General features: G+C 69.2%; 9 protein-coding genes. 2 read left to right on the plus strand and 7 right to left on the minus strand.

The genetic code is table 11. From position 1 onward, the window contains the following. Positions 1-79: 79 nt before the first annotated feature. Positions 80-946, minus strand: a complete 867-nt coding sequence (gene metF, locus ACN5KJ_RS00430) for a methylenetetrahydrofolate reductase [NAD(P)H] (RefSeq protein WP_418591504.1) — start codon at positions 944-946, stop codon at positions 80-82. A gap of 88 nt (positions 947-1034) precedes the next feature. Between metF and ACN5KJ_RS00435 the strand changes: the two genes are divergently transcribed. Continuing rightward, a complete protein-coding gene (locus ACN5KJ_RS00435; protein ID WP_418591506.1) occupies positions 1035-1940 on the plus strand; it encodes a LysR family transcriptional regulator in 906 nt (301 codons plus the stop codon). A 7-nt stretch (positions 1941-1947) separates the two neighbouring features. Here the strand turns inward: ACN5KJ_RS00435 and ACN5KJ_RS00440 are convergent, their stop codons facing one another. Both ACN5KJ_RS00440 and ACN5KJ_RS00445 read right to left on the minus strand, forming a co-directional pair. Beyond that, entirely contained in the window at positions 1948-2250 is a 303-nt protein-coding gene (locus tag ACN5KJ_RS00440) for a hypothetical protein (protein ID WP_418591508.1), read from the minus strand. A gap of 217 nt (positions 2251-2467) precedes the next feature. Further along, positions 2468-2674 (minus strand): cold-shock protein, encoded by a 207-nt coding sequence (locus tag ACN5KJ_RS00445; protein ID WP_023852138.1) that lies wholly within the window; start codon positions 2672-2674, stop codon positions 2468-2470. Positions 2675-2909: 235 nt separating this feature from the next. Here ACN5KJ_RS00445 and ACN5KJ_RS00450 point away from each other — a divergent pair, with 235 nt between their 5' ends. Continuing rightward, positions 2910-3224: an arsenate reductase family protein gene (locus ACN5KJ_RS00450; RefSeq protein ID WP_418591510.1), complete on the plus strand. Its 315-nt coding sequence runs from the start codon at positions 2910-2912 to the stop codon at positions 3222-3224. A 27-nt stretch (positions 3225-3251) separates the two neighbouring features. Here ACN5KJ_RS00450 and ACN5KJ_RS00455 read toward each other — a convergent pair whose 3' ends face one another. The 4 genes from ACN5KJ_RS00455 to ACN5KJ_RS00470 form a co-directional block, all read right to left on the minus strand. Beyond that, on the minus strand, positions 3252-3839 hold the full coding sequence (locus ACN5KJ_RS00455; protein WP_347167098.1) for a DoxX family membrane protein: 588 nt from the start codon (positions 3837-3839) through the stop codon (positions 3252-3254). Next, positions 3820-4593 (minus strand): putative DNA-binding domain-containing protein, encoded by a 774-nt coding sequence (locus ACN5KJ_RS00460; RefSeq protein WP_418591513.1) that lies wholly within the window; start codon positions 4591-4593, stop codon positions 3820-3822. Before ACN5KJ_RS00460 ends, ACN5KJ_RS00455 begins: the two co-directional genes overlap by 20 nt. Continuing rightward, positions 4590-5522, minus strand: a complete 933-nt coding sequence (locus ACN5KJ_RS00465) for a DUF692 domain-containing protein (protein ID WP_418591515.1) — start codon at positions 5520-5522, stop codon at positions 4590-4592. The genes ACN5KJ_RS00460 and ACN5KJ_RS00465 overlap by 4 nt, the downstream gene beginning before the upstream one ends. A gap of 116 nt (positions 5523-5638) precedes the next feature. Next, a complete protein-coding gene (locus ACN5KJ_RS00470; RefSeq protein ID WP_206563280.1) occupies positions 5639-5938 on the minus strand; it encodes a DUF2282 domain-containing protein in 300 nt (99 codons plus the stop codon). Positions 5939-6334: the final 396 nt, after the last annotated feature.

Raw genomic sequence — 6334 nt, forward strand, 5'->3', positions numbered from 1 at the left:
GGCGCGCCTGTTCCCACCCGCAAAGGCAAAACGCGCGAGCCGCGAGGCCCGCGCGTCGGTGTCTTTGGGGAAGCGGCGCTCAGGCCACGTTCTTCAGCGACTGGTTCGGGGTCACGCCAAGCGCGAAGCAGACGTCGCGGGTCAGTTCCGGGCGGTTCAGCGTGTAGAAATGCAGCTTGTCCACGCCGCCCTCGATCAGCTCCGAGCAAAGCTCTGTGCAGAGCGCGGTGGCCAGCAGGTCCTGACGGTCGTCGCGCTCGGCCTTCTCGAAGGCCTCGATGACCCATGCGGGGATCCTGGTGCCGCAGCCCTCGGCAAAGCGGCGCGCGCCCTTCCAGTTCTCGATCGGCAGGATGCCCGGCGTCACATATTGGTCGATGCCCGCCTTGGCGCAGGCGTCGCGGAAGCGGAAGAAGGTGTCCGCCTCGAAGAAGAACTGCGTCAGCGCCTCGGTGGCGCCGGCGTCCAGCTTGCGCTTCAGCCAGTCGATGTCGGCGCCTGCGTTCGCGGCCTCGGGGTGGGTGTCGGGGTAGGCGCCGACGCGGATGGTGAAATCGCCGGTCCCGGCCAGTGCCTCGATCAGCTCGACAGAGTTGGCGAAGCCGCCCGGGTGCTGGCGGAACCCGTCCGAGCCCTTGGGCGGATCGCCCCGCAGCGCCACGATGTCGGTCACGCCGACCTTGGCAAAGCTCTGCGCGATCTCCAGCGTCTCTTCGCGGGTGGCGTCGACGCAGGTCAGATGCGCGGCGGTGCGCAGGCCGGAATGCTTGTGGATCGTGGCCACCACGTCGCGGGTCAGGTCGCGGGTTGTGCCGCCCGCGCCGTAGGTCACCGACACGAAGCGCGGCGCCAGCGGGGCCAGCACCTGCACGCTGTCCCAAAGGCGGAACGTGCCCTCGATGTTCTTGGGCGGGAAGAATTCGAGCGAGATCTCGGGGCGGGTCATCTGGGTCATCCTCTAAGCGTTGACCGCTTGTCGCACGCGGACCTTTGTGAGACAAACTCATAGTTTTCAAGTTCAACATGAGCCGGATATGCATATAGAGTTCCGTCACCTGCGGACCATCAAGGCCATCCACGAGGCCGGGGGGCTGGCCCGCGCCGCCGATCAGCTGAACATCACGCAGTCGGCCTTGTCCCATCAGATCAAGGGGTTGGAGGATCAGGCGGGGGTCGAGCTCTTTGTCCGCCGCTCCAAGCCGATGAAGCTTTCCGCCGCCGGTCTGCGGCTGCTGCGGCTGGCAGAGCAGGTGCTGCCGCAGGTCGAGGCGCTTCAGGACGAATTCGCGGGTCTGCGGGCGGGCAACGCCGGGCGGCTGCACATCGCCATCGAGTGCCACGCCTGTTTCGAATGGCTGTTCCCGGTGCTCGAATCGTTCCGCAAGGCCTTCGGCGATGTCGATGTCGACATCCGCCCCGGTCTGGCCTTCGACGCGCTGCCCGCGCTGATGAAGGAAGAGGTCGACGTGGTGATCTCCTCCGATCCCGAAGACCTCGGTGGCGTCACCTTCGTGCCGCTCTTCGACTACAACCCGGTCTTCGTGGCCTCGTCCCAGCATCCTCTGGCGGCGAAACCCTTCATCGAGGCGCAGGATTTTCGCGGCGAGACGCTGATCACCTATCCGGTCGAACGGTCGCGGCTGGACATCTTCAGCCAGCTGCTGACCCCGGCCAAGGTAGAGCCGGCGGCGATCCGGCAGGTGGAACTGACGGCGGTGATCCTGCTGCTGGTGGCCTCGAACCGCGGCATCGCGGTGCTGCCCGACTGGGTGGTGCGCGAGGTCAAGTACAACTCGGACTATGTCACGCGCCCGCTGACGGAACAGGGTATCACCCGCAGGCTATACGCGGCGGTGCGGACCGAGGATCTGGAAAAGCCCTACATGCAAAAGCTCATCGCGCTGGCCGGGCAGGAGGCAGGCAAGCTGCAAAGCGCCTGATCCACGCTCAGCGACACCGGTCAGCGGCCTGGGACAGGGCCAGCGCCCAGGGGTCCGCGTAGGTCCAGCCTTTGATGCGGGGGTTGTCCTGCGCCATGATCTGCACGGCCTTCTGCGCAAAGCAGCCGCAGTCCACGCCCGGCAGGGTGGCGCGGCAATAAGAAAGCTCGTCCAGCACGGTCCGGCCCTGCGCATCCTTCCGGCCCAAAGGCGCCTCATAGGCGGTCAGCGGCGGCAGGAACTGCACTGCGCCGACGGCGGCGCCGGATGCGGCGAGAATGGCAAGGGCAGTGGCGGTTTCGCTGGGCATGATGGCGGCCTCCTTGACAGGCGCCATCCTACTCCGACCGGCCTCCATGCCGGAGCGCGAAGTGCAAAACAGGTTAACCGCACGCCTGACCCGGGGATCCCGGGGTCGGCCCGCACGGTTCCGGGCGATCTGGCCCGGCCCCTCCGAGACACTGCCCGACATGGCCCGATACAGGCCCCGCAGGCAGCGGGGGCCGGTCGCGGGACAGGGTGTCGGTTCAGAGGGTCTTCAGGTCAGAGGCCATCTGGCGGCCATCGCGGCCTTCGCGCAGCTCGTAGCTGACCTTCTGGTTGTCGGCGAGGCCGGTCAGGCCGGACCGCTCGACTGCCGAGATATGGACGAAGACGTCCTTGCCGCCCTCATCTGGCGCGATGAAGCCGTATCCCTTGGTGGTATTGAACCATTTCACGGTGCCGTTCGGCATTGTTCCCGTGCTCCTTTCCAGTCCTGCATTCGGCCCCTCAGCGCCGGGGCCACCGTGACACATCCGAGGGCCGGTGCCATGGTGGCGGCCCCGCAGGGCGACACCTTATGCCGAACTTCGAAGGTCTCGAAAAAAACATGAAGCCCCTGCAGGAAAAAGCAAGCCCCGTGCTTTCGTATTTCATTCCCGCGACGCATATTTGCGGCTGGATGAAGAAGAAGAGGGCGAGTTTCCCATGCAGCTATACGGATTGCGGACCTGCGACACCTGCCGGAAGGCCTTGAAGGCCCTGCCGGGTGCCACGCTGGTCGATGTGCGCGAAGAGGGGCTGCCCGATGCGGTCCGCGACCGCGCGCTGGCCAGCTTCGGCGCGCGCCTGGTGAACACCCGCTCCACCACCTGGCGCGGCCTGTCCGAGGCAGAGCGCGCGGCTCCGCCCGAGACCCTGCTGGCCAGCCACCCGGCGCTGATGAAGCGGCCCTTGATCGTCGATGGCGACGCCATGTGGCTGGGCTGGGACAAGGCGGTGCAGGCAGAGCTTGCGGGCTGAAACAGGGCGCCCCGGCGGCGCGGCCCCTCAGGCGGCGGGCTGGGGGGCGCGCCGCTCCAGTCCCAGCGCGCGATCCAGCGACAGCGCCCCGGCGCCCTTGAAGACCAGCGTCGCCAGCAGCAGCCCCCAGAACAGGCGCTGGTCCAGGATGACCCCGTCCGGCGCCCGGTCGAACCAGGCCCCCAGCGTCGCCGCATGGGCCAGCCCGCCGTGACCGTAGAGGTCGGTCAGGCTCTGCACCGCGACGAACCCGATCATGCCAAGCGCGGCCAGCCGCGTCAGCAGGCCGGCGAGGATCAGCAGCGGCAGCAGGAACTCCGCCCAGGTGCCCAGCACCACCACCGCCCAGTGCCAGAGGCCAAGCGCCTCGCTGTTGTAGCCCACCGCCTCGAACTGGCGCGGGAAGATCTGCGCATAGGCGCCGCTGGAGGGCCGCAGAAAGCCGAGGATTCCCTCGCCCAGCTTGGTGGCGGCAGAGGCCCAGAAATACCCCGCGAGGCTTGCGGCGAAGATCAGGCGCGCCAGAAGCGGCAGCGCTTCGTCCCCGGCGCGGGACAGGGCGGCAGAAAGCCGCGCCAGCGCGGCCTTGAGGCGGTCAGTCATCGGGGCAGGCATGGGGGTGATCCTCCGGCGCGAGGGTAAGGGCAGAGAGCGCGCCGCCTGACAGAAGCAGCGAGAGGAGCGGACCGGGATCGCTGTACCCGGCATGGCCGAAGGCGGCGCCCAGCGATTCGCCCCGCATCAGCGCGGCGGCAACCTCGGCGCCGCCCGGCGGCAGGGCATGGGGCACCGGGTCGAAGCCGGGACGGCAGACAAGGACATCCTCGGCGACAGGCTTCGGCGCGGGCGTTCCTGGCGTCATCGCGTAGCGGTACAGCGACAGCACCGGCCAGCGCGACCGCAGCAGGCGCGTGGCCGGTGCGACGGTGACGCGGGCCTGCGCCAGCGCCGCCTCGTCCAGCCCGGCAAGGGCGGCGGCATCCAGCCGGGGCGCATCGGCGGCGTGGTAGCTTTGCCGCAAGGCAAGCTCCAGCCGCGCCACCTCCCCAAGATAGCCAAGAGGCGCCAGCCGGGGTTCCGCCTCCAGGAAGGCCGGGAAACCGCTGCCATAGACCATCATGCGCGGCGAGCGGGGCGGCGACCGGCGCAGGAAGGCCCCGGCGACCATGGCGAAATTCTCGGGCCCAAGCAGCCTGGCCACCGCCGGAAAACCCGCTTCCAGCGCCTCGCGCAGCGAGACCGCGACATTGTTGCGATAGATCGCATAGCGCCGTTCCGCCGCGCGGCCCGCGGCATCGCGCAGCCCCCCGGGCACCGGCTGCGCCGGATCCAGAAGCCCGCGGTAGAACCTGTCCTGCGAGATAATCATGCGCGCAGCCCGCCCGTCTTCTTTGGTCCGGAAAATACCTCGGGGGTGAGGCCGCAGGCCGAGGGGGCAGCGCCCCCGGCCTTGGCCGCCGCCCGGGCCAGGGCCCGACCGGCCCGCGCCGCCTCTGCCTCCAGCACCGGCCAGTCGGGCACGTCTGTGTCCCATTCGATCAGCACCGGGCGCGGCCCCGCCCGGTCGAGCACCCGGTCCAGCAGCGTCCAGACCGGATCGGCCACGGCCCGCCCGTGGCTGTCGATCAGCAGCGGCGCGCCGTGCTCGTCGCTGTCCTCGTCATGGCCGCCCAGATGGATTTCGCCCACGGCCTCCAGGGCGAAGGCGTCCAGGTAGGCCTCTGCCGACAGCCCCAGGTTCACCGCCGAGACAAAGACGTTGTTCAGGTCCAGCAATAGCCCGCAGCCGCTGCGCCGGGCGATCTCGGCAAGGAAGGCGGGTTCCTCCCATGTGCTTTCGGCGAAGGCCAGGTAGGAGGACGGGTTTTCCAGCAGCATCTGCCGCCCCAGCGCCTCCTGCACGCGCCCGATGTGGTCGCAGACCCGGGTCAGGGTGGCATCGGTATAGGGCAGGGGCAGAAGGTCGTTCAGGAAGGCGCCGTCATGGGTCGACCATGCCAGATGTTCCGAAAAGCGGGCGGGCTTCAGCCAGCCGGTCAGATGCGCCAGCCGCGCCAAGTGGTCGCGATCCAGCGGCGCCGCGCCGCCGATCGACAGGCCCACGCCATGGACCGAGACGGGAAAGCGTTCCGCCAGGGCGCGCAGCTGCGCCAGCGGGCGGCCGCCGTCGCCCATGTAGTTCTCGGCGTGGATCTCCAGCCAGCCGACCGCGCCGGGCGCGTCGAGCAGGGCGGCGAAATGCTGCGGTTTGTAGCCGACCCCGGGCAGGGGCGGCAGGTCGCGGAGGGTATCGAACATGGGTGGGGTCCTTTGACCGGGAAAGCGCGGCGGGGCGGTGCGGGCACGAACACGGCGGTCTGGCACCGCACCGGGACGGGGGCGAAAGGGCGCGGGGGCCCCTCCGCCCCTGCCGGTCATGCGTTGGGCAGGTCGCGGTCCAGCGCCTCGAGCGCGCCCATCCGGGCCGAGCCGTCCGCCATGTCCGGCAGCTCGATCTCGGCGCAGGTGCCGGCCTCGACCAGCGTCCAGGCATTGCCCTGGTAATCGACGGTCGAGGTGCCCGCGCAGGTGGTGCCGGGACCGGCGGCGCAGTCGTTTTCCCCGGCGAGGCTGACGCCGAAGCACTTCTCCTGTTCCATCGCCTGGGCGCCGGTGGCCGAGAGCGCGGCGGCGACAGCCCCGACGAGGGCGGCGGTCTTGATCGTTGCGGACATGGAATTTCCTTTCGGTTGAGCGGTTGGAACCTCTTGGCCCCAAGGCATCGCCCCGGGGATGACCCAAGGCTGCCCTGACGCAGGGTCAGCAACCATTCACGGCCCCGTGGATCACGCGGCTGTCAGCCCACCGGACCGTTCCGTGAGGCTTTGCAGGTGCAGAAAGTCAGCCTTTTCAAGGCGCAGCGGCGGGGCGGCGAAACATTCGCGGGCCTATGCCGACCTTCCAGCGCTGGAATGTTGCAGTCGCGGGGCCGGACAAAGGGGGCAAGACAGGCCGCCTCACGTCCCGCGTCAGAAATGTTACGGGCGCCAAGGGGCGTGATCCGGGCACGGGCGGGCCGGGACGCGGCCCCGGCCCTTGCCAGTCCCGGAGGCCCGGCAAAGCTGTCAGGG

It is taken from the genome of Ponticoccus sp. (in: a-proteobacteria) (genome assembly GCF_048381735.1).

Bases quoted from the DNA above. Each gene is read 5' to 3' on its own strand.
- metF (WP_418591504.1), bottom strand. From the start codon at position 946: ATGACCCGCCCCGAGATCTCGCTCGAATTCTTCCCGCCCAAGAACATC.
- ACN5KJ_RS00445 (WP_023852138.1), bottom strand. From the start codon at position 2,674: ATGCCGAACGGCACCGTGAAATGGTTCAATACCACCAAGGGATACGGC.
- ACN5KJ_RS00470 (WP_206563280.1), bottom strand. From the start codon at position 5,938: ATGTCCGCAACGATCAAGACCGCCGCCCTCGTCGGGGCTGTCGCCGCC.
- ACN5KJ_RS00440 (WP_418591508.1), bottom strand. From the start codon at position 2,250: ATGCCCAGCGAAACCGCCACTGCCCTTGCCATTCTCGCCGCATCCGGC.
- ACN5KJ_RS00450 (WP_418591510.1), top strand. From the start codon at position 2,910: ATGCAGCTATACGGATTGCGGACCTGCGACACCTGCCGGAAGGCCTTG.
- ACN5KJ_RS00455 (WP_347167098.1), bottom strand. From the start codon at position 3,839: ATGCCTGCCCCGATGACTGACCGCCTCAAGGCCGCGCTGGCGCGGCTT.
- ACN5KJ_RS00435 (WP_418591506.1), top strand. From the start codon at position 1,035: ATGCATATAGAGTTCCGTCACCTGCGGACCATCAAGGCCATCCACGAG.
- ACN5KJ_RS00465 (WP_418591515.1), bottom strand. From the start codon at position 5,522: ATGTTCGATACCCTCCGCGACCTGCCGCCCCTGCCCGGGGTCGGCTAC.
- ACN5KJ_RS00460 (WP_418591513.1), bottom strand. From the start codon at position 4,593: ATGATTATCTCGCAGGACAGGTTCTACCGCGGGCTTCTGGATCCGGCG.